Source organism: Pseudomonas sp. R1-43-08, assembly GCF_003852255.1.
Lineage (GTDB): Bacteria > Pseudomonadota > Gammaproteobacteria > Pseudomonadales > Pseudomonadaceae > Aquipseudomonas.
In genome coordinates, this window is sequence record NZ_CP027734.1 from 396,234 (window position 1) to 419,290 (window position 23,057).

General features: G+C 61.0%; 22 protein-coding genes and 1 tRNA gene. 11 read left to right on the forward strand and 12 right to left on the reverse strand.

Going from position 1 to position 23,057, the window contains the following annotated elements:
* Positions 1 to 187 precede the first annotated feature (187 nt).
* Positions 188 to 1,087 (forward strand): cellulose biosynthesis protein BcsQ, encoded by a 900-nt coding sequence (gene bcsQ / locus C4J87_RS01630; RefSeq protein WP_124365475.1) that lies wholly within the window; start codon positions 188 to 190, stop codon positions 1,085 to 1,087.
* 241 nt (positions 1,088 to 1,328) lie between these two features.
* Here bcsQ and C4J87_RS01635 read toward each other — a convergent pair whose 3' ends face one another.
* The 5 genes from C4J87_RS01635 to C4J87_RS01655 form a co-directional block, all read right to left on the reverse strand.
* Complete coding sequence (locus tag C4J87_RS01635) at positions 1,329 to 2,516, reverse strand: methyltransferase (protein WP_124365476.1); 1,188 nt, start codon at positions 2,514 to 2,516, stop codon at positions 1,329 to 1,331.
* Complete coding sequence (locus tag C4J87_RS01640) at positions 2,497 to 3,186, reverse strand: ABC transporter permease (RefSeq protein WP_124365093.1); 690 nt, start codon at positions 3,184 to 3,186, stop codon at positions 2,497 to 2,499. The genes C4J87_RS01635 and C4J87_RS01640 overlap by 20 nt, the downstream gene beginning before the upstream one ends.
* 38 nt (positions 3,187 to 3,224) lie before the next feature.
* Positions 3,225 to 3,920 carry an ABC transporter permease gene (locus C4J87_RS01645; protein ID WP_065883173.1) on the reverse strand — a complete coding sequence of 232 codons (696 nt, stop codon included), beginning with the start codon at positions 3,918 to 3,920 and terminating at the stop codon, positions 3,225 to 3,227.
* 74 nt (positions 3,921 to 3,994) lie between these two features.
* Positions 3,995 to 4,747, reverse strand: a complete 753-nt coding sequence (locus C4J87_RS01650) for an ABC transporter substrate-binding protein (RefSeq protein ID WP_057725474.1) — start codon at positions 4,745 to 4,747, stop codon at positions 3,995 to 3,997.
* A 13-nt stretch (positions 4,748 to 4,760) separates the two neighbouring features.
* On the reverse strand, positions 4,761 to 5,534 hold the full coding sequence (locus tag C4J87_RS01655) for an ABC transporter ATP-binding protein (RefSeq protein WP_124365477.1): 774 nt from the start codon (positions 5,532 to 5,534) through the stop codon (positions 4,761 to 4,763).
* 552 nt (positions 5,535 to 6,086) lie between these two features.
* Between C4J87_RS01655 and gabP the strand changes: the two genes are divergently transcribed.
* Positions 6,087 to 7,478: a GABA permease gene (gene gabP / locus C4J87_RS01660; RefSeq protein WP_124365478.1), complete on the forward strand. Its 1,392-nt coding sequence runs from the start codon at positions 6,087 to 6,089 to the stop codon at positions 7,476 to 7,478.
* A gap of 117 nt (positions 7,479 to 7,595) precedes the next feature.
* Here gabP and C4J87_RS01665 read toward each other — a convergent pair whose 3' ends face one another.
* A complete protein-coding gene (locus C4J87_RS01665; protein WP_124365479.1) occupies positions 7,596 to 8,009 on the reverse strand; it encodes a hypothetical protein in 414 nt (137 codons plus the stop codon).
* A gap of 140 nt (positions 8,010 to 8,149) precedes the next feature.
* On the opposite strand from C4J87_RS01665, the gene C4J87_RS01670 reads away from it, so the two are divergent.
* On the forward strand, positions 8,150 to 9,100 hold the full coding sequence (locus tag C4J87_RS01670; RefSeq protein ID WP_124365480.1) for an arsenic resistance protein: 951 nt from the start codon (positions 8,150 to 8,152) through the stop codon (positions 9,098 to 9,100).
* Between the two features lie 101 nt (positions 9,101 to 9,201).
* A complete protein-coding gene (locus C4J87_RS01675; protein ID WP_124365481.1) occupies positions 9,202 to 10,809 on the forward strand; it encodes a glycosyltransferase family 39 protein in 1,608 nt (535 codons plus the stop codon).
* A gap of 175 nt (positions 10,810 to 10,984) precedes the next feature.
* Here the strand turns inward: C4J87_RS01675 and C4J87_RS01680 are convergent.
* The 4 genes from C4J87_RS01680 to C4J87_RS01695 all read right to left on the reverse strand — a co-directional run bounded on the left by C4J87_RS01680 (position 10,985) and on the right by C4J87_RS01695 (position 14,713).
* A tRNA-Phe gene (locus C4J87_RS01680) sits at positions 10,985 to 11,060 on the reverse strand.
* 103 nt (positions 11,061 to 11,163) lie between these two features.
* A complete protein-coding gene (locus C4J87_RS01685; protein ID WP_124360851.1) occupies positions 11,164 to 11,436 on the reverse strand; it encodes an oxidative damage protection protein in 273 nt (90 codons plus the stop codon).
* Entirely contained in the window at positions 11,433 to 12,500 is a 1,068-nt protein-coding gene (gene mutY / locus C4J87_RS01690; protein WP_124365482.1) for an A/G-specific adenine glycosylase, read from the reverse strand. The genes C4J87_RS01685 and mutY overlap by 4 nt, the downstream gene beginning before the upstream one ends.
* Positions 12,497 to 14,713: an AsmA family protein gene (locus C4J87_RS01695; RefSeq protein WP_124365483.1), complete on the reverse strand. Its 2,217-nt coding sequence runs from the start codon at positions 14,711 to 14,713 to the stop codon at positions 12,497 to 12,499. The genes mutY and C4J87_RS01695 overlap by 4 nt, the downstream gene beginning before the upstream one ends.
* Before the next feature lie 324 nt (positions 14,714 to 15,037).
* Between C4J87_RS01695 and C4J87_RS01700 the strand changes: the two genes are divergently transcribed.
* From C4J87_RS01700 to C4J87_RS01730, 7 genes are all read left to right on the forward strand, one after another.
* Positions 15,038 to 16,699 (forward strand): OFA family MFS transporter, encoded by a 1,662-nt coding sequence (locus C4J87_RS01700; protein ID WP_124365484.1) that lies wholly within the window; start codon positions 15,038 to 15,040, stop codon positions 16,697 to 16,699.
* Positions 16,700 to 16,978: 279 nt separating this feature from the next.
* A complete protein-coding gene (gene hisB / locus C4J87_RS01705) occupies positions 16,979 to 17,572 on the forward strand; it encodes an imidazoleglycerol-phosphate dehydratase HisB (protein ID WP_003237513.1) in 594 nt (197 codons plus the stop codon).
* Entirely contained in the window at positions 17,572 to 18,210 is a 639-nt protein-coding gene (gene hisH / locus C4J87_RS01710; protein ID WP_124365485.1) for an imidazole glycerol phosphate synthase subunit HisH, read from the forward strand. Before hisB ends, hisH begins: the two co-directional genes overlap by 1 nt.
* Entirely contained in the window at positions 18,211 to 18,468 is a 258-nt protein-coding gene (locus C4J87_RS01715; protein WP_005783916.1) for a DUF2164 domain-containing protein, read from the forward strand.
* A 39-nt stretch (positions 18,469 to 18,507) separates the two neighbouring features.
* The gene (hisA, locus tag C4J87_RS01720; RefSeq protein WP_027605077.1) at positions 18,508 to 19,245 is read left to right on the forward strand and encodes a 1-(5-phosphoribosyl)-5-[(5-phosphoribosylamino)methylideneamino]imidazole-4-carboxamide isomerase; all 738 of its coding nucleotides are present in this window, start codon (positions 18,508 to 18,510) and stop codon (positions 19,243 to 19,245) included.
* Positions 19,246 to 19,254: 9 nt separating this feature from the next.
* A complete protein-coding gene (gene hisF / locus C4J87_RS01725; protein ID WP_003171107.1) occupies positions 19,255 to 20,025 on the forward strand; it encodes an imidazole glycerol phosphate synthase subunit HisF in 771 nt (256 codons plus the stop codon).
* Between the two features lie 63 nt (positions 20,026 to 20,088).
* Entirely contained in the window at positions 20,089 to 20,844 is a 756-nt protein-coding gene (locus tag C4J87_RS01730; protein ID WP_124365486.1) for an ABC transporter substrate-binding protein, read from the forward strand.
* Positions 20,845 to 20,954: 110 nt separating this feature from the next.
* Here the strand turns inward: C4J87_RS01730 and C4J87_RS01735 are convergent, their stop codons facing one another.
* Together C4J87_RS01735 and C4J87_RS01740 are read right to left on the reverse strand one after the other, a co-directional pair.
* Positions 20,955 to 21,728, reverse strand: a complete 774-nt coding sequence (locus tag C4J87_RS01735) for a divergent polysaccharide deacetylase family protein (RefSeq protein WP_124365487.1) — start codon at positions 21,726 to 21,728, stop codon at positions 20,955 to 20,957.
* A 1-nt stretch (position 21,729) separates the two neighbouring features.
* On the reverse strand, positions 21,730 to 23,046 hold the full coding sequence (locus C4J87_RS01740; RefSeq protein ID WP_124365488.1) for a S41 family peptidase: 1,317 nt from the start codon (positions 23,044 to 23,046) through the stop codon (positions 21,730 to 21,732).
* Positions 23,047 to 23,057: the final 11 nt, after the last annotated feature.

Genomic DNA, 23,057 nt, shown 5'->3' on the forward strand with positions numbered 1-23,057 from the left:
GAAAAAGAGCCATTAAATTGACTTTTTACCGTTCATCCAGAAAGAACAAAACAAAAACATCAAAATAATGACACGCCATACTCGTTGTCACAGAATGCCCAAACAAGGACGCCTATAATAAGACCTGCGGTAGGTACCCGCGCTTGCCGAGCTTCACGTCTTAACGCTGCGTCGTGAGGAGCAGGTTATGAGCCTTAGCAGAGAAATCCTGGCGTTGTTCGGCAAGGATGTCGCCCATGACGCCGATGGCATCAATGCGCGAATGCACTTTTTCGGCAGTGTCCCTGAACAACCCCTTCAATATCTCCAACCGCTGACCACTCCTGTGTTGCGTCCAAAAATAGTGGCGCTTGTGTCGATCAATGGCGGTGTCGGGCGCAGCACGCTGGTTACGGCGTTGAGCAGCGGTTTGCAGCGCCACGGTGAATCGGTGGTGGCGTTGGACCTGGACCCGCAGAATGCCTTGCACCACCACTTTGGCGTCAGTTCCACCTTGCCCGGGATCGGGCGCACCAGTCTGGAGCATGGGCAGTGGGGGCCGCTGCAGCAGTTGGGGTTTGCCGGTTGCCAGGTGATCACGTTTGGCGATGTCGATATTCAGCAGCAGGAGAATCTGGAGCGTTGGCTCAAGCATGAGCCCGATTGGCTGGCGCAGCGTCTCGCGTCGCTGGGCTTGACCGAGCGGCAGACGGTAATTATCGATACCCCTGCCGGCAATAACGTCTATTTCCATCAAGCGCTGAACGTGGCCGATGTGGTGCTGCTTATTGTGCAGCCGGACGCTGCGTGCCTTGGTACGCTGGATCATCTGGACACGCTGCTCGCCCCGTACCTTGAGGGTCAGTGCCCACCGGCTGTGCACGTAGTGGTCAACCAGGTGGATGAAAGCAATGCCTTCAGCCTGGATATGGTTGAGGCATTCAAACATCGGCTTGGCACAGACCTGCTGGAGGTGCATCGCGACATGGCGATCAACGAGGCCTTGGCCTTCGCGGCCGACCCGTTGGATAACGTGACCAAGCGGCTCGCCAGTGACGATATCAACGCGTTGTGCCTGCTGCTGAAGGCACCGAGGAAAACCGCGTGAAAGCGCGGTTTATACGGTTTACGCCAGATGCTTATGCACAATCGGTTGGTAACGGTGGTTACTGAACGGCCATTTTGTGGAGCCGTTCTCAATACGCTGCAACTGCCTGTTTTGCGTGCGTTTTATTGTGTGAACAAAAAATGACCAGCGCTGCTTTTGGTCTGTAGCGCTGATGGCTACAGCTTTGGTAAAGAATTCATCAACAGAGTTATCCACAGGGCGCGGTAGGAAGTTGTGCTCCTTAATCGCGCTCGGCGAGCACCATCAGGTTGCGTGGGGTAAGGGTGTGTTCACAGAAGCTGCCGAGCTCGACGTTGTAGCCGTGCTCCATCAGGAATAACGCGCGATCCAGTACCAGCCACATTTCCAGCGGGCGGCGAAACAGGCCTCGGACCAGTTCCAGGTTTCGCACCTCGGCTAGCCGGCGCCAGCCGTGTGCTTCCAGCGCCTCCCAATCCTGTTCACCGGTGGATAAATCTTTCAGGCGTGCCAGCTCCTGGCAATAGTCAGCGAAGGATTTATCCAGCCACTTCGTGGGCAGGGACGGCGTGGGCAGGTAGTCGTCGCAATCCCGCAGCTGCCGTTGCAGCCGGTCGAAGCCCAGGCGCCGGGCCATGGAGGTATCGCGTTGCTGGCGTACGCGGTTACCGGCAGTGACGGTTTCGCTCAGCGGCAGGCCCAGATCGTCGATCGACAAGTGCAGTGCTGACGCGCGCCCGGTCGCGGACAGCGCTTGATAGTGGTCGGCGCCGATGCGGTTATAGCAGCACGGCGCCAGCGCGAGTTGCTTGCAGCCGGCAGCGCTGGCCAGTTGCAGCATGCGCACGTGCAGGTCGCCGCAGGCATGCAGGGCGACGGGTGTGTGCTCGGGGCTGATCGCCACATCCGCCATCACGTCTTGCAGGCGATGGGTGACGCGCAAGCCGTGGTGATCACTCAAGGCTGTGCCGGAGGCAATCAGGGCCGGGTCATATTCCAGGCAGGTCAGCTGTTGGCCAGGTTGCAGCAGGCGGCGGCCGAGATGGCCTTTACCGGCGCACCAGTCCAGCCAGTGGTGGGGCTCTGCGGCAAAATTCAGGGCGGCGCCGAAGGCTTCGATCTGCTGCCACTTGCGCCCCGGAACGTCGACATCCAGGCGATGGCGAGCGGGTGCAAGCGCGTGTGTCGGCAATTTGTCCACGGCGCTGAGGCGCAGCGCCTGTGCGGCCAACTGTGGAAAAGGCGCGGGCGCCGGCAGGTCGTGGGGGTGATTGTGGCTGGCTTCGGCATCGTCCAGCGAGCGTTGGCGTAGCCACTGCGCTAGCGCCGGATGTTCGGTTTCCCAGGACAATCGAAGCTGGGTAAAGGGCCGCGGTCGCCACAGCCCTTGGTGCTCGATCAGAAACGCATCCAGTGCCTGGAAGCGTGCCTCAACGTCCTTGGCATGCATCGACGCGCAGCCATTTTTCCAGCAGTTTGAAACCGCGCACCAGCACGTAGGCCATCACCAGGTAGAACAGCCCGGCCGCGAAGAAGATCTCCACCGGCAGGTAGGTACGGGCGATGATGGTCCGGGCCATGCCGGTCAGTTCCAGCAAGGTCACGGTACTGGCCAGAGCACTGGCCTTGAGCATCAGGATCACTTCGTTGCTGTAGGCCGGCAGGCCGATGCGCGAGGCACGGGGCAGGATGATGTAGAACAGTGTCTTGGGCCTGGACATGCCCAGGGCGCGAGCTGCTTCGATCTCGCCCGGGGGAATGGCCTGGATCGCGCCGCGCAGGATTTCAGCGATATAGGCGGCGGTGTGCAGGGTCATGGTGGCGGTGGCGCACCAGAACGGATCGCGCAGGTAGGGCCACATGAAGCTGCCACGCACGCTGTCGAATTGCGCCAGGCCGTAGTAGACCAGAAACAACTGCACCAGCAACGGCGTGCCACGGAAGAAGAAAATGTAGGCATAGGGCAGGGCGCTCACGTACCAGCGGCGTGATGAGCGAGCGATGCCCAATGGGATCGCCAGCAGCAGGCCGGCAATCACGGCGATTGCCACCAGCTCCAGGGTCAGCGTCGCGCCCTGGGCCAATTTAGGCAGCCACTTGATGATCACGGCCCAGTTCAGGCCCAGGTCGAAATGCGACAGCCAGCTGTAATCAGCGCTCATTGGGCGCTCCTTGCAAAGCCGCGGGCGGCGCGTTTTTCCAGGAAGTGCATGCTGGTCATGGCGAGCACGGTCAGGCCCAGGTACATGAAGGCGGCGACCATGAAAAAGGTGAACGGCTGCTTGGTCACGGTCACGCCGATCTGCGCGTGGCGCATGATTTCTTCCAGGCCGATCACCGATACCAGAGCGGTGTCTTTCATCAGGATCATGAACAGATTGCCCAGGCCCGGCAGGGCGATGCGCCACATCTGCGGCATGATCAGCCGCGTGAAAATCCGAAATTTCGACAGCCCCAACGCCACACCAGCTTCACGGTGGCCCTTGGGAATGGCGAGGATCGCACCGCGAAACACTTCCGTGGCGTAGGCACCAAAGCACAGGCCCAGGGCGATGACGCCGGCGGCAAAGGCACTCAGGGACAGGTCGGGGTTACCGAAAAATTCTCCCAGGGCACGCATCAGGTTGACGGTGCCGAAATAAATCAGCAGCACCCACAGCAACTCGGGAATACCGCGAACGATGGTCGAATAAGCACCGCCCAGCCATTGCAACGGCTTGTACGGTGAGGTCTTGGCCAAGGCACCGGCCAGGCCGAGCACCAGGCCCAGGCACAGGGCCGTGAGCGCCAGTTTGACGGTCATCAGCGCGCCGGCGGCAAGGGCCGGGCCGAATCCGTAGAGGTCGAAATTCATGGTGTTTTCATATCGCGGCAGGCATTGCTGGAAGCCGGCGCGCTCGGCTGAGCGCGCCGGTCAGGCCGTTCAGATCATTCGATGCTGAACGGGAAGTACTTGTCGTTGATCTTCTTGTAGGTGCCGTCTGCCTTGATCTCTGCCAGGGCTTTGTTCAGGCGCTCGCGCAGCGGGTCGCCCTTGCGCACGGCGATACCGATCTTGTCGCTTTCTACAACCGGGTCGCCCTTGAATTCATAGGCCGAACCGTCTTTGCTCTTGAGCCATTCATACTGCACGTACTTGTCGGCCAGGATGCCGTCCAGGCGGCCGGAAGTCAGGTCGAGGTAGGCGTTTTCCTGGGTGTCATACAGCTTGGCCTCGGTGTCCGGCAGCTTGTCTTCCAGGTAGGTGCCAGCCAGGGTCGCACGTTGTGCGCCGATCACCTTGCCCTTGAGGTAGGCGGCGTCGGGCTTGAAGTCGGCGGTGGCTTTTGGCGCGATGAACTGCAGCTTGTTGGAGTAGTACGGGTCGGTGAAGTCGACAGCCTGCTTGCGCTCATCGGTGATCGACAGCGAGGACACCAGGAAGTCGAATTTCTTGGCGTTCAGGGCCGGGATGATGCCGTCCCAGTCGGACACATACACTTCGCACTTCTCGACTTTCATCTTGGCGCACAGGGCGTCGCCGATGTCTTTGTCGAAACCGACGACATTGCCACTGGCGTCCTTATTGTTGAAGGGCGGGTAGGCCGCTTCGATCCCCATTTTCAAGGTTTCTGCCATGGCCGTGGCGCTGAACGCCATCGAGACGGCCGCGGCCAGAAGGAATTTTTTATAGGTCTGCATGCATGTTGCTCCGTTAGCGGTTGCTGGACATGAATTGTTTGCAGCGCGCCGAAAGCGGGTTGTCGAACACCTGCTGTGGCGATCCTTGCTCTTCGACCAGGCCCTGGTGCAGGAACACCACCTCGCTGGACACTTGGCGGGCGAAGCCCATTTCGTGAGTGACCAGCAGCATGGTGCGGCCTTCTTCGGCCAGCGCGCGGATCACATTAAGTACTTCCTGGACCATTTCCGGGTCAAGCGCCGACGTTGGCTCATCGAACAGAATGACCTTGGGCTGCATCGCCAACGTACGCGCAATCGCTGCGCGTTGTTGCTGGCCGCCGGACAGTTGAGCCGGGTAGGCGTGGCGCTTGTCGGCGATACCGACCTTGGCCAGCAAGGCCTCGGCCACTTCTATCGCCTCGGCCTTGCTCTGGCCGAGCACGCGGCGAGGGGCCTCGATGATGTTGTCGAGGATGCTCATGTGCGGCCACAGGTTAAAGTTTTGAAACACAAAACCGATTTCGCTGCGCAGGCGGTTGATCTGCTTGCCGTCGGCGGCCATCAACTCGCCGTTTTTTGCGGCCTTGAGCTTGAGTTCTTCGCCGGCCACCAGGATCTGGCCCTGGTGCGGGTTTTCCAGCAGGTTGATGCAGCGCAGGAAGGTGGACTTGCCGGAGCCGGAGGAACCCAGGATCGAGATCACATCGCCGTCGCGAGCGGTCAGCGAGATACCTTTGAGTACCTCCAGCTCACCGTAGCGTTTGTGCAAGTTGCGGATTTCAAGCGCGGGCGCGGCCTCGGCCATGTGCGGTCCTCATTGTGTGCATTGCATTCCTGCTGTTGGGCCGCCTTCCTGGCGAGGCGCCAAGCTAGCATAGCGTTTGGATGACAGCCAACAGCGCTGCGGACGGTTAACAGGTGGTCTGCGGCAGGGTGTCGCATCGGCGCAGCAGCGTGTCGCGCCATCAACAACTAACAGACGTTTGGACCTGGCCAATCCACAGGCTTCGCGTAAAAAAGGGCGCGATGGTGCCAGCTTTGGCCGGGTGTTGGAAGGGTTAACCGGGTAAACGGTGCATATCGGCCCCTTTATAGAGCGCCGCCTACTTTTTGTGTGTGTTTTTGGTGCGCTCATGCGCGGTGAAAGTGGGTCGCTCGGTAACGCTATAGCGGAATGCCATTGTTCTCAATGACTTGCGACGACTGAGGAATTGTCCTACAGCCCGCGTCAATTCAGGCTTTGTAATATTTTGGCGCAAAACTTGCGTAAAAAATAAAGAACGCCCTGTTGGTTTCTTTTCACGAAAGACTCCGGGCCGGGCGAACCGTTTTTGCAATTCCTCCCAAAGGTGTGTCAATGAGTAGTACGCAAAGCTGCAATGACCTCGAACAGGGGCTTAAACCGCGTCACGTGACCATGCTCTCGATTGCCGGGGTGATTGGTGCCGGTTTATTTGTGGGCTCCGGCCATGCGATTGCTGCCGCCGGCCCTGCCGTACTGCTGGCATATGCCGCTGCGGGTACGCTGGTGGTACTGGTGATGCGCATGTTGGCCGAAATGGCCGTTGCCTCACCGGACACCGGTTCGTTCTCTACTTACGCCGACCGTGCGATCGGCCACTGGGCCGGGTTTACCATCGGTTGGCTGTACTGGTGGTTCTGGGTGCTGGTGATTCCGTTGGAAGCCAACGCGGCCGCAACCATCCTGCATGCCTGGTTCCCGGGCGTAGCCATTTGGGCCTTTACCCTGATCATCACCTTGCTGCTGACGGCGACCAACCTGTTCAGTGTGAAGAATTACGGTGAGTTCGAGTTCTGGTTCGCGCTGATCAAGGTCGTGGCGATCGTGGGCTTTGTCATCCTTGGCCTGGCGGCGATTTTCGGCTTTTTGCCCACCAGCCAGGTCAGCGGTGTATCGCACCTGTTCGACACCCAGGGCTTTATGCCGAACGGCATGGGCGCGGTGCTGGCGGCGATCCTGACCACCATGTTCTCGTTCATGGGCACTGAGATCGTGACCATCGCTGCCGCAGAATCGAAGAACCCCGGCCAGCAAATCACCAAGGCCACCAACTCGGTGATCTGGCGGATTGGTTTGTTCTATCTCTTGTCGATTTTCATCGTCGTGTCCTTGGTGCCTTGGAATGATCCGACGCTGGCTGCCGTGGGTTCCTACCAGACCGTGCTCGAGCGCATGGGCATCCCGAATGCCCAGCTGATCGTCGACCTGGTGGTATTGGTTGCCGTGACCAGCTGCCTCAACTCTGCGTTGTACACCGCCTCGCGCATGCTGTTCTCCCTGGGCCGTCGTGGCGATGCTCCAGCTGTGGCCAAACGCACCAATAAAAGCGGCACGCCTTACTGGGCCGTGTTGCTGTCCACGGGCGCTGCGTTCCTGGCGGTGTTTGCCAACTATGTGGCGCCGGCGGCGGTGTTCGAATTCCTGCTGGCCAGTTCGGGCGCCATTGCCTTGCTGGTGTATCTGGTGATTGCCGTGTCGCAACTGCGCATGCGTCAGAAGCGTACGGCAGCGGGTGAGAAGATTGTGTTCAAGATGTGGCTGTTCCCGGGCCTGACCTACGCGGTGATGGTCTTTATCGTGGGCACGCTGACCATCATGCTGTTCCAGGAAGCGCACCGCGTTGAGATCATCGCGACAGGGATCCTGAGCTTGCTGGTGGTGTTGGCGGGGCTGTTTGTTGCAAATCGTCGCAAGGCGCAGAGAGTGGGCGCTGCCGTACTGAACTGACGAAATGCAGATCAAAATGTGGGAGGGGGCTTGCTCCCGATGACGGTGGGTCAGTTAACAAATAAGTGACTGACACACTGCCATCGGGAGCAAGCCCCCTCCCACATTTTGTATGTGTCAGTCTGCTGAACTCGTCAGGGCCTGGGACGCTGCTACATAGTCCGCCTGGAACTGCGGCGATTCGATCCACGCCAATGCGGCGGCCTCGTCATCGCTGTCAGTGGCCCATTGCCGATATTCGATCAGCGCGGCCAGGATAAAGTCGGTCGCTTCCTCTTCGCCTTCCTGCTCCAGCACCAGCGCCAGCAGCGGGTGCGCCAGGAATACCGCACACAGCGCCTGCTGGCTGATTTCGCCCGCCGTGCGCATCTCTTGGAACAGCTCGGTCAAGTCCACCGACTCAAGGTCGATACGGCTGTCATCGCCTGCGAACGCGTCCGGCTTGGTTGCGACGGCACGCTGGGTGCGGTTTTGCTTGGCCTTGGTTTTTGCCCGCTGGGCGCGTTTTTGCTGCTTGTTTGGCGAGGCCATGGGCGTAACGTCCTGGGGTTTGGGGCAGGTATTGAAGCGCAGGTTGGGAGAAATCCCAAGAAGGTTTGGTCGCTCATCCAACTCGACCGCCAGGCAATAGATGAATAGGCTTGGCCTTTGCAACTTGCCAGAGCGTCTTCATGACCCGCGACACCCTCGAGCACAACCAGATTCCCGTCTACTTTGGCGCCATCCTGCTCGCCGCTCTGTGTGGCGTATTCGCGCCGTCGTACGCTCAGGACCTCAGCGTTCTGATCACGCCGGCCATCGCGGTATTGATGTACGCGATGTTCCTGCAAATTCCTTTCCTGGATCTGCGCCGCGGCTGGGGCAGCAAGCGCTTCATGGCGGCGTTGCTGCTGGCCAATTTCATCCTGGTGCCTTTGCTGGTATGGGCGCTGACCCGTGGCCTGCTGGGGCACCCTGCGCTGTTGGTGGGCGCGTTGCTGGTGTTGCTCACGCCGTGTATCGATTACGTGGTGGTGTTTACTCACATCGGTAAAGGCGACTCGCGGTTGGTTCTGGCGGCCACGCCGTTACTGCTGCTGATGCAGTTGGCCTTGCTGCCGGTGTACCTGGGTTTGATGCTGGGCACGCAATCCGGGGTGGTGATCGCGGTCGGGCCGTTTATCGAAGCGTTCCTGGGGTTGATCGTGGCGCCGATGTTGCTGGCCACATTGACCCTGTTCTTCGCCCGGCGATCAATGCTGATCGGCCGGTGGAACAGCGCCTGGGCCTGGCTGCCGGTGCCGGCGATGGCGCTCGTGCTGTTTGTGGTGATTGGCTCGCAAATCACATCGGTGATTCGGGACATCGGCGTACTGCTGCCAGTGCTGCCGATCTACGCAGGCTTCGTGCTGCTGGCACCGCTGATGGGAATGTTGGCCGCGCGGCTGTTTGCGCTGCCGGCGGCCACGGCGCGTGCGGTGACGTTCAGCGCATCCACCCGCAATTCGCTGGTGGTGCTGCCCCTGGCGCTGGCGTTGCCTGAAGGCGTGCGCGGGTTGGCCGCGACGGCGGTGATCCTGCAGACCTTGGTCGAGCTGGTCGCGCAGTTGATTTATATCCGCCTGATCCCGGCCCTGGTGTAGCCCGCCAGCCGCTGACGCGTGAATAATCAGGTTTGTTCAGGCGCTATTCAGGGAGGCGGTCGGCACCATAAGCCCGCGCTTCCCACCTGACAGGTCACCCGATGGATCATCGCAACCGCTTTCGCCTGGAGTCACTGGGCATTTTTCTGATTGCCTTATTGCTGTTCACCTGGGGTATCTGGGACCAGCAGCCCCAGGGCTTTGACGGCCGTTGGGCGCTGTTCCTGCAGGAAATGTTTCGCCACGGTGCGAGTCTTTTCCCCACCACCTATGGCCAGCCGTACGCGGATTACCCCGGCACCGCGACGTTCCTGAGCTTTATCTTCGCCCGGCTGTTCGACGCGCCCAACCATCTGGCGAATGTGCTGCCCACCGCGCTGGCTTCGGCCGGCGTGATTGCGTTGATCTATCGCCTGCTGGCGCCGTCCAGCCGGCCTTGGGCATTACTGACGGTGCTGCTGACATTGCTCACCACCCAGTTGCTCGAAAAGTCGCGCTCGGTGTGCCTGGACCAGATGATCGCGCTGTTGTGCATCGGCACTTTCTACCTGCTGCACAGTGGTGAGCGCCTGGGCTCGCGGTGCAGGCAACTTGCGGTGTTCCCCCTGTTTATCCTGGCCTTTGCGATTCGCGGGCCGCTGGGATTGATCGAGGTGTGTGGCGTCGTATGCGTGTACTGGGCGCTGGGCCGGCCGGGGGAGCGGGTCAGGCAGGTGTTGATTCACGGCGTTGTCGGGTTGGTGTTGCTGGCGGCGTGCTGGTGGCTATTGATGAAGCTCGCGCGCATCAGTGGTGGCGATGCCTTTGCCAATGAGGTGTTCAAGATGCAGGTCGGCGGACGCCTCGATGAGTCTGGCGAGCCGTTCTACTTTTACTTCCAGCTGAGTCTGTACCGCTACTTCCCGGTGGTGCCATTGGCGCTGGCTACCTTGATTGCGCTGCGTCATCGCTGGGCGGAGCGCTGGGCCAATGATGATGTGCAGATGCTGATACGGCTTGGCGCGTGCGGCCTGATGATTCTGCTCGGCCTGTCCGTGCCGCATTTCAAGCGTGCTTATTACATTCTGCCCATGGTGCCGATGTTTGCCGCCGTCGCGGCTTATGGGCTGCTCCAGGCGCAAGGCTGGCTCGTTGGCGTGCGTCGCGGTTACGAAGGGCTCGTTGTAGCGCTGCCGGCGCTGTGCGTGGTGGTGCTGTTTGTGTGTCGGCATGCCTGGCACAAGCAGGGTTACTGGCCTGACGTGTCCATGCCGCTATTGATCGGCGTGCTGGGGTTGCTGCAAGGGGCGGCGATGCTTGCGTGGCATCGGGCTACGCGATTGGTGTGGCTCAGCGCAATCGCCCTGGCGGCCCAGTGGTTGCTGCTGGTGAGCGTCATCGAACCGGCCAAGGATCTTCAGTTCGATACCCGCCAGTTTGTCCGCCAGGTAGAGGCATTGCGTGATGCGCAGCCGGGGCCTCTGGTATTTGTCGACCTGGCCCGGGACACCTGGGCGGTGCGCTACATGATGAACCTGGATCACGATGAGCAGCCGCTGTTCGTCGGGCGTAACGAGCTTGAGAAGCTCGTCACATTGCCCCGGCCATCCTGGGTGATTGTGCCGCGCAAGGACACGGCGCTGTTGAAGGGCTCGCCAGTGGAACCATTGGCGCCGAGCTTTCAGGGGCGATTGAATGACAATCCGTTGATGGTGTTTTTGCTCAGGTAAGAAGCTCTTCAAGCATAGGGATTATCCAAGTGTTCAAGGCCTCATGAGGGCCTGCACTATCTCAAAAACAGCGCTCAGATAAGTGAAAGGCGTCTGAGAAGAATTCCGGCCACCATCAAATCGCAGGCAATAAAAAACCCCAAGGAACATGGTTCCTTGGGGTTTTTCGGTATTTTGGTGCCCAGAGACGGAATCGAACCGCCGACACGGGGATTTTCAATCCCCTGCTCTACCGACTGAGCTATCTGGGCAACGGGGCGCATTAAACGGGTTTTTCAGGGGGTCGTCAAGCAAGTTTTCAAAAAATATTTAATTATTACCGTCGCTTACGTGCCGACCCCGGTTTTTGATCAATTATTGAGCAGGCGGAACGTAGCCTTCGGCTTGGGCGTATTCCTCGCCGGAAAAGAACTTGTCCATTTCGCCCTGCAGGTATTTGCGGTCTTCGGCGTTCATCATGTTCAAGCGTTTTTCGTTGATGAGCAGGGTCTGGTGTTTTTGCCAGTCGCCCCAGGCTTTGGCGGAGACGTGGTCGTAGATGTCCTGGCCCTTGGCACCCGGAAAAGGGGCGCGTTCGAGTGCGGGCAGTTCTTCTTTGTACTTGCGGCACATGATGGTGCGGGTCATGACGACTCTCCTGCGTTCAATACGTCAGCCGCGCGCTTCAGCAGTTTTTTTACCGGGGCGGCAAGGCCCAGGCGCGGCGGGGTGGCGAGGTTATACCAGAGCCAGTCGGCCTCGGCCACGTGATGGGCGCTTTCCTCGACCTGGACGAGCCAGGGTTCGATGGCCAGCTGGAAGTGGCTGAAGGTGTGGATCAGCCCCGGCAGTTCCTGGTGCTTGCCCAGTGCCAGCGCGTGCTGGTTGGCCAGATGATCGAGATCTTCCAGGTCGTCCAGCTCCGGCAGGCTCCACAAACCGCCCCACAGGCCTGTGGAGGGGCGACGGTAAAGCAGGATCGCGCCTTCGGCATTGGCCAGCATCGGCATCAGCGTGCGTTTCTGGGGGATGGTCTTGCGTGGCTTGGGGATCGGGTAGCGCGTCTCCAGGCCGAGCATGTGCGCTTCGCAGGCTTTTTCCAGCGGGCACAGCAGGCAGCTGGGTTTGCTGCGGGTACAAAGGGTCGCGCCCATGTCCATCATCGCCTGGGTGTAAGCGTTGACGCGGTCATGGGGCGTGAAGCGCTCTGCGGTGGCCCACAGCTGCTTGGCGACCTTGGGTTCGCCTGGGTAGCCCTCTTGCGCGGTAAAGCGTGCTAGCACGCGTTTTACGTTGCCGTCGAGGATCGGCGCGCGCAGGCCCATGCTCAGGCTGGCGATCGCTCCGGCGGTGGACAGGCCGATGCCGGGCAGCTCGGTGAGCTTTTCGACATCCCTGGGGAACTCGCCGCCGTATTCGGCTACCACGATCTTTGCGGTCTTTTGCAGGTTACGCGCCCGGGTGTAGTAACCCAGGCCGGTCCACAGGTGCAGCACTTCGTCTTCCGGCGCGGCGGCCAGGGCTTCGACCGTCGGCAGGGACGCCATGAACCGGTCGAAGTAATTGAGCACGGTGCTGACCTGGGTCTGTTGCAGCATGATCTCCGACACCCACACCCGATACGGTGTGATGCCCTGTTGCCAGGGCAGGTCGTGGCGACCATGGCGGTCGTACCAGTCGAGTACCGCCGCTGAAAACTGCTCGTTTCTCATCGGTTGAACAAGCCTTTCAGTGCGTCTTTGAGCTTTGGATTCACTTTGTCGAGCTTCTCTTCGAGCTTCTCGTTAAGGCGATTGCCCGCCGCCTTGATGGCGACTTGACCAAGCCCGTCTTTGTCCAGGCGGCAGGCCTTGGCGCCCAGTTCCAGCGGGCCACGGCAACGCAGCGGCACCTCGATGCCCTGGAAGTTGGCGCCGACCTGGCAGGCCGGGTCCGGCACGTCGCGCTGGTCGCCTTCGACGATGATGCCCACGCGGTAGTCCATACCCAGCACGCGCAGGTCGACATCACCATCGCCGTTGAGCGTCAGCCCCGGAATGCGCACCTTCAGGTCAGGGTTACTGGCCACGCCATTGCGGAACGTCAGGTTGCCGCGCAATTCCTGGAAGGGCGTGTCCTTGCCTTGTGGCGTGGTGCTCAGGGTCTTGCGGTTGAGCAGGGCGATACCGGTACACAGTTGTTGCTCGATGTTGGCATTGAGCAACACGCCGTTGTTGATCACGACGTTGGCGGTACCGTTGAGACTGTCGATCAGGGCCTTCTGGCTGTTGCCTCGGCCACTCAGGTTGCTGTCGAGGGTGATCTGGCCTTTGACCGGCGGGGTTTTCCCCTGGGCCTGCAGGATGCGTTCAACGGGCACTTGCTTGATATGACTTTGCAGCGCCAGCAGCGGGATGTCCTGGCGCACGTCGAGGCTGCCGTTGGCCTGGAACGTACCGTTGTAGAGACCGCCGCTGAGGCTGTCGAGCTTGAGCTGGCCGTCGATGCCGGAGGCTTTCAATACTGCATTCTGGATTGGCAACTGGCTCAAGGTCAGTTGACCAAAGGCGAGGTCCGCGTTCACATCCAGGCTGCGCAGGCGGGTCAGCGGCAGCAGTTTGTCGCTGCTCCAGGCGCCCTTGGTCGGCGCTTCCGGCAGCGGTGTGGTGCCGCCGGCGGCCATCGCCCCGGCTTCGTTGCTCTGCACTTCGGCCTGGCGTGCGGCGGTGGCGCCTTTGGCGGCGTCGGATTTGGCCGGCAGGTAATTGTCGGCGTTGAAGGTATCGCCCTTGAGCTGCACGCGCAGGGACTGTTTGGCGAAATCATCCACGGCGACGCGACCGGTGAAGGTGCTGCCATCGAGCTTCAGGTTCAGGTCTTCCAGCGCAACGCTGGTCGGCGTGCCCTGGAGGCGGCTGACCAGTTCGACTTTGCTCAGGCTGCCCGGCGCCATGGCCGGCAGCGGGTGGCCGACGCTCTCCAGAAACTTGGCCAGGTCGAACTGGGCGACCGACAACGCGCCGCTGACTTGCGGGGTTTTGTCCAGGTCATTGACCCGCAGTTCGCCCAAGGCGCGCAATTGGTTGGCCGAGAGTTTCAGGTTGGTCCATTCGGCGAAGTTGGCCGCCAGGTCCACCAGCACTTGACCCTGGGTGGAGAAGGTCAGGGTCTTGCCTTGCAGCGGCTCGCCGGTAGCTTCGCCACTCAGGCGCATGTCTTCGAACTGGTAGCGCTTGAGGGCGCGTTGGATGCGCAGATTGCCGTTCAGCTCGGTCTTGAGCCGCATGACCGGTTGGTTGCTGCCCAGGAACGCGGTAAGTTTCAGCGGGATGTTGGCGCCTTCGTGGATCGCGCCGGCACTGAGCTGGATGCTTTCGGCGCTGAACTGCTTGCCGGTCTGTTCATCGTTGTATTCAACGCGGGCGTTGTTGATGGTCAGGCTGTCGATGTCCAGGCGGATCGGCTGCGGCGGTTTTTCCGGCTTGGTTTCGGCCACCGGCTCGACTGGCGCGGGAGCGGGAGTGCCCGTGGGTTCATCGGGCAGGTTCTTGCCGATGTCTTCCCAGTTGCCGTGGCCGTTCTTGTCGCGGTTGAGGCGCAGGTTCAGGCCTTCGACGCGCACATCGCTCATCTGCACTTCGCGGCGCAGCAGCGGCAGCACGCGTACCGACAGGCCGAGCATCTGCAGGTCGGCGAACGGTTGGGTCGGGTTGGTCAGGGTCGCCACCCCGGCTTCGTGCAGCTCCAGGCCCAGCCAGGGGAACAGGCTCCAGCCGATGTCGCCATTGAGCGTCAGCTCGATGTGGGCCTTGTCGCGGGCAATCTGGCGAATTTCTTCTTTGTAGTCGTTGGGATCGAAGAGATGGGTCAGGGCAAAGCCGAGAGCCACAATGATCAGCAACAGCCCGAGAAATACCAGACCCAGGATTTTGCCGAACGCTTTCATGGGCGAGTCCTTGTATGTCGATTTCAAAATTTAGCCGCAGAGTATAACGCCCGACGGCCTGCATCAGTTCGTGGATCGTTACATTGTATCTACGACCGCCGAAACAAGATTCTGGCGTCAAAAAAAACCGATTTGCTGAAAAAAGTGATGTCACTTTGGTTTTTCTCTGGTCCGCAAGTGCTAATCTCTGCGCGTTCGTCCGCCTTCTGCGACGTATCGTCGCGCCAAAATGGAGTTTCACCCAAAAAAACGGTCACGCTTTGCGTGCAAGGCCGAGGGGGAGAGCGCCTGACGGACGCATACCAATAACTGGGGGAAACACCAATGAGCACTAGCACTGCGGCCGATATCAACGCCGCACCGCCTGCGTTCCTGTCCAAGGAACGCATTATCGCCAAGCCCGGCTTCAACCGCTGGCTGGTTCCGCCGGCCGCCCTGGCCATCCACCTGTGCATCGGCATGGCCTACGGTTTCTCGGTGTTCTGGTTGCCGCTGTCGAAGGCGCTGGGTATCACCGCACCGGTCGCCTGCGCGCCGGACATGGGCTTCATCGCCCAAGTCTTTTCGTCCCAATGCGACTGGCCCATCTCCATGCTGGGCTGGATCTACACCCTGTTCTTCATCTTCCTGGGCTGCTCGGCAGCAATCTGGGGCGGCTGGCTGGAACACGCCGGGCCACGCAAGGCCGGTGTCGTGTCGGCACTGTGCTGGTGTGGTGGCCTGCTGATCTCGGCCTTGGGTATCTATACCCACCAGATCTGGCTGATGTGGATCGGCTCCGGGGTCATTGGCGGTATCGGCCTGGGCCTGGGCTATATCTCGCCGGTATCGACCCTGATCAAGTGGTTTCCGGACAAGCGCGGCATGGCTACCGGCATGGCGATCATGGGTTTCGGTGGAGGCGCGATGGTCGGCGCACCGCTGGCCGCAGCACTGATGGGCCATTTCGCTTCGCCGACCAGCGTGGGCGTATGGCAGAGCTTTTTGGTGATGGCTGCGATTTACTTCGTGTTCATGATCGGCGGCGCACTCTCGTATCGCGTGCCGCCGACCGGCTGGAAGCCTGAGGGCTGGACCGCGCCGGCGAAAAAAGCCAGCAACGCGATGATCACTCACCGTCATGTACATGTGAACGTGGCGTGGAAAACCCCGCAATTCCGTCTGGTATGGCTGGTGCTGTGCCTGAACGTATCGGCCGGTATCGGCATCCTCGGCATGGCGTCGCCACTGTTGCAGGAAGTGTTCGGCGGCAAGCTGCTGGGTGTGGATGTGCCGTTTGGTCAGCTGGATGCCGGGCAACTGGCGTCGATTGCAGCCATTGCGGCAGGCTTCACCGGGTTGTTGAGCCTGTTCAACATCGGTGGCCGGTTCTTCTGGGCGTCGTTCTCCGACTACCTGGGCCGTAAAAATACCTACTTCGTGTTCTTCGCCCTGGGCTTTGCCCTGTACGCGCTGATCCCGAACCTGGGGCACCTGGGCAACGTGGCGCTGTTCGTGGCGGCGTTCTGCATCATCCTGTCGATGTACGGCGGTGGTTTTGCGACGGTGCCGGCTTACCTGGCCGACCTGTTTGGTACGCAAATGGTCGGCGCGATCCATGGTCGCCTGCTGACCGCCTGGGCTGCGGCCGGCGTGCTGGGCCCGGTGTTGGTGAACTACCTGCGTGAATATCAGCTGAGCATCGGCGTGGAACGCGCTGCGGCCTATGACATCACCTTGTACATCCTCGCCGGCCTCCTGGTGCTGGGCTTTATCTGCAACCTGCTGGTGCGTCCGGTCGCCGACAAGTACTTCATGACCGACGCGGAACTTGCCGCCGAACAGGCGCTGGGCCATGACAAAGGTGCTGATGCCAGCACTTCCCTGGAGTGGAAAGCGGCTCCCGGCACCGTGCCCATGGCGATCGCCGCCTGGCTGGTGGTGGGCATTCCGCTGGCGTGGGGTGTATGGGTGACCCTGCAGAAGACGGCCGTGTTGTTCCACTAACACTGCAAAACCTTTGTGCCTGATCGTTCCCGCGCTCCGCGTGGGAATGCATCCCGTGACGCTCCGCGTTACCAGCGCGCAGGCTCTGAGTCTTGCACCCGTTGGCGGGACGCGGAGCGTCCCAGGCGGCATTCCCACGCAGAGCGTGGGAATGATCTTCGCGCACCATGCTGGGGCGCTTTGATCAACTCGTCAGTCTTATCCCCTCCGATGTTTCTGTTTAGCGCCCGCGCCCCTATAATGGCTGCCTTTTTCGCCCAATGATTTGCGGAGCTGGTGATGGTCGAACGTATGGCGTCCGTCGAGCGCGACACTCTGGAAACCCAGATCAAAGCCTCGATCAACCTGGATGGCACCGGAAAGGCCCGATTTGATATCGGTGTCCCTTTTCTTGAGCACATGCTGGACCAGATCGCCCGTCACGGGCTGATCGACCTGGATATCGTCAGCAAGGGCGACCTGCATATCGACGACCACCACACGGTGGAAGACGTAGGCATCACCCTCGGCCAGGCATTTGCCAAGGCCATCGGCGACAAAAAAGGCATTCGTCGCTACGGCCACGCCTATGTCCCGCTGGATGAAGCGCTGTCGCGCGTAGTCATCGACTTCTCCGGCCGCCCAGGCCTGCAGATGCACGTGCCCTACACCCGCGCCACCGTGGGCGGCTTCGATGTCGACCTGTTCCAGGAATTCTTCCAGGGTTTCGTCAACCACGCACTCGTCAGCCTGCACATCGACAACCTGCGCGGCACCAACACCCACCACCAGATCGAAACCGTATTCAAGGCCTTCGGCCGCGCGCTGCGCATGGCCGTCGAGCTCGATGACCGCATGGCCGGGCAAATGCCGTCGACCAAGGGCGTTTTGTAATGCAGACGGTCGCGGTTATCGATTACGGCATGGGTAACCTGCACTCGGTGGCCAAGGCCCTCGAGCACGTAGGGGCCGGCAAGGTGCTGATCACCAGCGATGCCAGCGTGATTCGCGAAGCCGACCGCGTGGTGTTCCCAGGCGTGGGCGCGATTCGCGACTGCATGGCCGAGATCCGCCGTTTGGGCTTTGACAGCCTGGTGCGTGAAGTCAGCCAGGACCGCCCGTTCCTCGGCATCTGCGTGGGCATGCAAGCCTTGCTCGACAGCAGTGAAGAGAACGATGGCGTTGACTGCATCGGCCTGTTCCCAGGCCAGGTGAAGTTCTTTGGCAAGGACCTGCATGAAGACGGCGCCCACCTGAAAGTCCCGCACATGGGCTGGAACGAAGTGCGCCAGAGCATGGATCACCCGCTGTGGCACGAAGTGCCGGACATGGCGCGCTTCTACTTCGTGCACAGCTACTACATCGCCGCCGGTAAACCCGAGCAGGTGGTGGGTGGCGGGCACTACGGTGTCGACTTCGCCGCCGCGCTGGCCGACGGTTCGCGCTTTGCCGTGCAGTTCCACCCGGAGAAGAGCCATACCCATGGCCTGCAGTTGCTGCAGAACTTTGCCGCGTGGAACGGTCGCTGGTAAATGGCCAAGAAGCCCAAGCCGCCGATCTTGAACCTCACGCCCGAGCAGGAACGTGAGGCTACCGACAAGATCAAGCGTTTCATGGAGGACCGCTTCGAGCTCAAGCTGGGCTCGTTCGAGGTCGCCGAGATTCTTGAGCTGTTCACCACCGAAGTGGCGCCGCACTATTACAACAGGGCGATTTTCGATACGCAGACGCTCCTTAAAGAAAGGTTCGAAAGCATCGAAAGCGACTTGTGGTCGCTTGAGAAACCCTGATTTCCCAAGCATTGCTGAATATCGAATAAGGTTTGCCAGATGCTGATTATCCCCGCTATCGATCTCAAGGACGGCGCCTGCGTACGTCTGCGCCAAGGCCGCATGGAAGATTCCACCGTGTTCTCCGATGACCCGGTGAGCATGGCTGCCAAATGGGTGGAAGGGGGCTGCCGTCGTCTGCATCTGGTGGACTTGAACGGTGCCTTCGAAGGCCAGCCGGTCAATGGCGAGGTGGTTACTGCCATCGCCAGGCGCTACCCGAACCTGCCGATCCAGATCGGCGGCGGCATCCGTTCCCTGGAAACCATCGAGCACTACGTCAAGGCCGGCGTGAGCTACGTGATCATCGGCACCAAGGCCGTGAAAGACCCGGCCTTCGTTGCCGAAGCCTGCCGCGCCTTCCCAGGCAAAGTGATCGTGGGCCTGGACGCCAAAGACGGCTTCGTCGCCACCGACGGCTGGGCTGAGATCAGTACTGTGCAAGTGATCGACCTGGCCAGGCAGTTCGAAGCCGACGGCGTGTCCGCCATCGTTTATACCGACATCGCCAAAGACGGCATGATGCAGGGCTGCAACGTGCCGTTCACCGCAGCGCTGGCGGCGGCGACGAAGATTCCGGTGATTGCGTCCGGTGGTATCCACAACCTGGGCGATATCAAGTCGCTGCTGGACGCCAAGGCGCCTGGCATCATCGGCGCCATCACCGGCCGCGCGATCTACGAAGGTACCCTGGACGTTGCCGAAGCCCAGGCTTACTGCGACGCCTACAACGGCTGAGGACTGACCATGGCGCTGGCCAAACGCATCATCCCTTGCCTGGACGTCGACAACGGTCGCGTGGTCAAGGGCGTCAAGTTCGAGAACATCCGGGATGCCGGCGACCCGGTGGAAATCGCCCGTCGCTACGATGAGCAAGGTGCCGACGAAATTACCTTTCTCGACATCACCGCCAGCGTCGACGGCCGCGACACCACCTTGCACACCGTCGAGCGCATGGCCAGCCAGGTGTTTATCCCGCTGACCGTGGGCGGCGGCGTGCGCACCGTGCAAGACATCCGCAACCTGCTCAATGCCGGCGCGGACAAGGTCTCGATCAATACCGCCGCGGTGTTCAACCCGGAATTCGTCGGCGAGGCCGCGCAGCACTTCGGCTCGCAGTGCATCGTGGTTGCCATCGACGCCAAGAAAGTCTCCGGCCCTGGCGAAACCCCGCGCTGGGAGATCTTCACCCATGGCGGGCGCAAGCCCACCGGCCTGGACGCGGTGGAATGGGCGATGAAAATGGAAGGCCTGGGCGCCGGTGAAATCCTGCTGACCAGCATGGACCAGGACGGCATGAAAAACGGCTTCGACCTGGGCGTGACGCGCGCCATCAGCGACGCGCTGGGCATCCCGGTAATCGCCTCCGGCGGGGTCGGCAACCTGCAGCACCTAGCCGATGGCGTCATCGAAGGCCACGCCAGCGCGGTGCTGGCGGCGAGTATTTTCCACTTCGGCGAATACACGGTCCCCGAGGCAAAGGCCTACATGGCCGCGCGCGGTATCGTCGTTCGCTAAACGCTGGACACCATGGCAGGCTCGCGGCACTCTCTGCGCTTGCCATGGATTCCGGTAGCCTTCATGTTCAAACACCTGCTGCTCGCCCTCGCCAGTTCCTCCATGCTCATGGTGGCTACGGCAAACGCCGAAGACTCGTCCGACGCCTCCCTGGTGTTACTGACGGAAAATTTCCCGCCCTACAACATGGCGAAAAACGGCAAGAACTTCGCCAAAGACGAGAACATCGAAGGTATCGCCGTGGACATCGTGCGTGAAACCTTCAAGCGCGCCGGCATTTCCTACAATCTCACGTTGCGGTTTCCTTGGGAGCGAATCTACAAACTCGCCCTGGAAAAGCCTGGCTATGGCGTGTTCGTCATGGCGCGCTTGCCGGACCGTGAAGCCTTGTTCAAATGGGTCGGCCCGATCGGCCCGGACGATTGGGTACTGCTGGCCAAGGCTGACAGCAAGATCCAGCTCGATGGCCTTGAGCAGGCGCGCCGCTACAGGATTGGCGCCTACAAGGGCGATGCCATTGCCCAGAGCCTGGACAAGCAGGGGCTCAAGCCGATTGTCGCCTTGCGTGACCAGGATAATGCGCAAAAGCTCATGGAGGGTCAGATAGACCTGTGGGCCACCGGCGATCCTGCTGGCCGTTACCTGGCGCGACAAGTAGGGGTAACCGGGCTCAAGACGGTGTTGCGGTTCAACAGTGCGCAGCTTTACCTTGCGTTGAACAAGGATGTGCCGGATGAGATGGTTGCCAAGCTCCAGGCGGCGCTGGATGAGTTGCGCAAGAGCGGTCGAGTAGACGAAATCATGGCGCAATACCTGTAGGAGCGAGCTTGCTCGCGAAAGACGTCAACGATGACGCGAGCCTCCTGGGTGTACGCGGCGGTCTCAGGTTTTTCGCGAGCAAGCTCGCTCCTACAGGGGCGGAGGGGCCGTCAGCGATAGATGCCGTTTTTGCCGTGGGCACTCATGGCCTGATTGCTGCGCACACTGATCATCAATTTGATATCAATCCACTCCACACCCTGGGCCTTGAGCTTGGGCAACTCGCGCTCCAGCACCGCCAGCGTTTGCGGATAAGGATGCCCGATCATCACCGCCGAACCCTGCTTGTGTGCCAGCTTGATTGCGGTTTGCAACTGCGTGGTAATCGCCGCCTCGGTGCGTTCGTCATCCAGGAACACATCCCGCGAAACATGCGCCAAACCAATCTTCTGCGCCTCAGCCGCAGCCACCGTTTGTGCGCTGGTACGGCTGTCCACAAAGAACTTGTGGCGCCGCTGCAGCTCGCCCATTAACCACGCCATCGCTGCCGGCTGCGCGGTCATGCGGCTGCCCATATGGTTATTGATGCCGGCGGTGTAGGGCACGGCCGCGAATGCGGCGTCCAGGCGCTTGCCCAGCTCTTCGATCGACAGCTCAGGGTGCCAGGCGAACGGCCCGGTGGCCGGGTCCATGGGCATGTGCAGGATGACAATCTTGCCGGCCTTGTGGGCTTCACGGGCGAATTCGGCGGCGTGGGGGGTGTCGGGCATGATCGCGGTGGTGACCGGCCCAGGCAGGGCCAGCACGCGACGATCCCTGGGCAGGTTTTGCCCAAGGTCGTCGATGATCAGGGTCAGGTAGGCTTTGTGCGGTTCGCCGGCCGGCGTCGCTTGGGCGAATCCGGCCAGGCTGCACAGCACCGCGATAATCAGTGCAACACGCATATCAACGGCTGCGCGTGATGCTCAGGCCCTTGAGCAGGCTCAGCGCCTGGGCCAACTGGTAGTCATCGTCCTGCGGCATCGGCTTGGCTTTGGCGCCGCTGCCGGTCGGCTGGTCGGCCCCGCCGTTGCCATTGCCCAGGTGGCCTTGCAGATCGGCTTCCTTGTAGTACTCGCTGTCGATCTCGTTGGTGATCTTGGCCCTGCGCACTTCGATGTCTGGCACGATGCCCTGGGCCTGGATCGAGCGACCATTGGGCGTGTAGTACAGCGCCGTGGTGATCTTCAGCGCACGCTCGTTATTGAGCGGCAGCACCGTTTGTACCGAACCTTTACCGAAGCTGGTGGTGCCCATCAGCACGCCGCGCTTCTGGTCTTGCAGGGCGCCGGCGACGATCTCCGATGCCGAGGCGCTGCCGCCGTTGATCAGCACGGCCAGCGGTACGTTCTCGCTGAGGTCGTTGCCGGTGGCCGAGAAGCGCAGCTCGGAATTGGCGATACGGCCCTTGGTGTAAACGATCAGGCCCTTGGTGATGAAGTGATCGACCACTTCCACCGCCGACTGCAACACGCCGCCTGGGTTGTTGCGCAGGTCGAGCACGATGCCGTTGAGCTTCTTGCCGTTGTCCTTGCGCAGCTTGGCCAGGGCCTTGGCCACTTCGTCGCCGGTCTTGACCTGGAACTGGGTGATGCGGATGTAACCGTAGCCCGACTCCAGCAACTGGCTCTTCACGCTCTTGACCGTGATGGTCGCGCGGGCCAGGGTCACGTCGAACGGGTTGCCGCCGTCGCGCACCAGGGTCAGGGTGATTTTCTGGCCGAGCTTGCCGCGCATCTTGTCGACGGCTTCGGTCATGGATTGGCCGCGGGTCGGCTGACCGTTGATCTTGACGATCAGGTCGCCGGCCTGGATGCCGGCCTTGGACGCGGGGGTGTCGTCGATGGGCGAGACCACTTTGATCTGGCCGTCTTCGGAGCCCACTTCGATGCCCAGGCCGCCGAACTCACCGCTGGTGCTTTCCTGCAGTTCGGCAAAGTCTTCCGGGCCCAGGTAGGCGGAATGCGGGTCGAGGTTGCTGAGCATGCCCTTGATGGCATTTTCCAGCAGGGTCTTGTCGTCTACGGGTTCGACATAGGCTGCCTTGATCCGGTCCATGACCTCGGCAAAGGTACGCAGCTCGTCCAGCGGCAACGGCGCCTTGGTGGTCGCGGCCATAGCGGCGGGCGCAGCCGGTGCGGCCTGATCGGCGAAAGCCAGAGGCGCGCCGATCACCAGGGCGATCGTCAGGGCCAGCGAAGTGAGGCGGGACAAATGCAGCATGTCGAACGAGC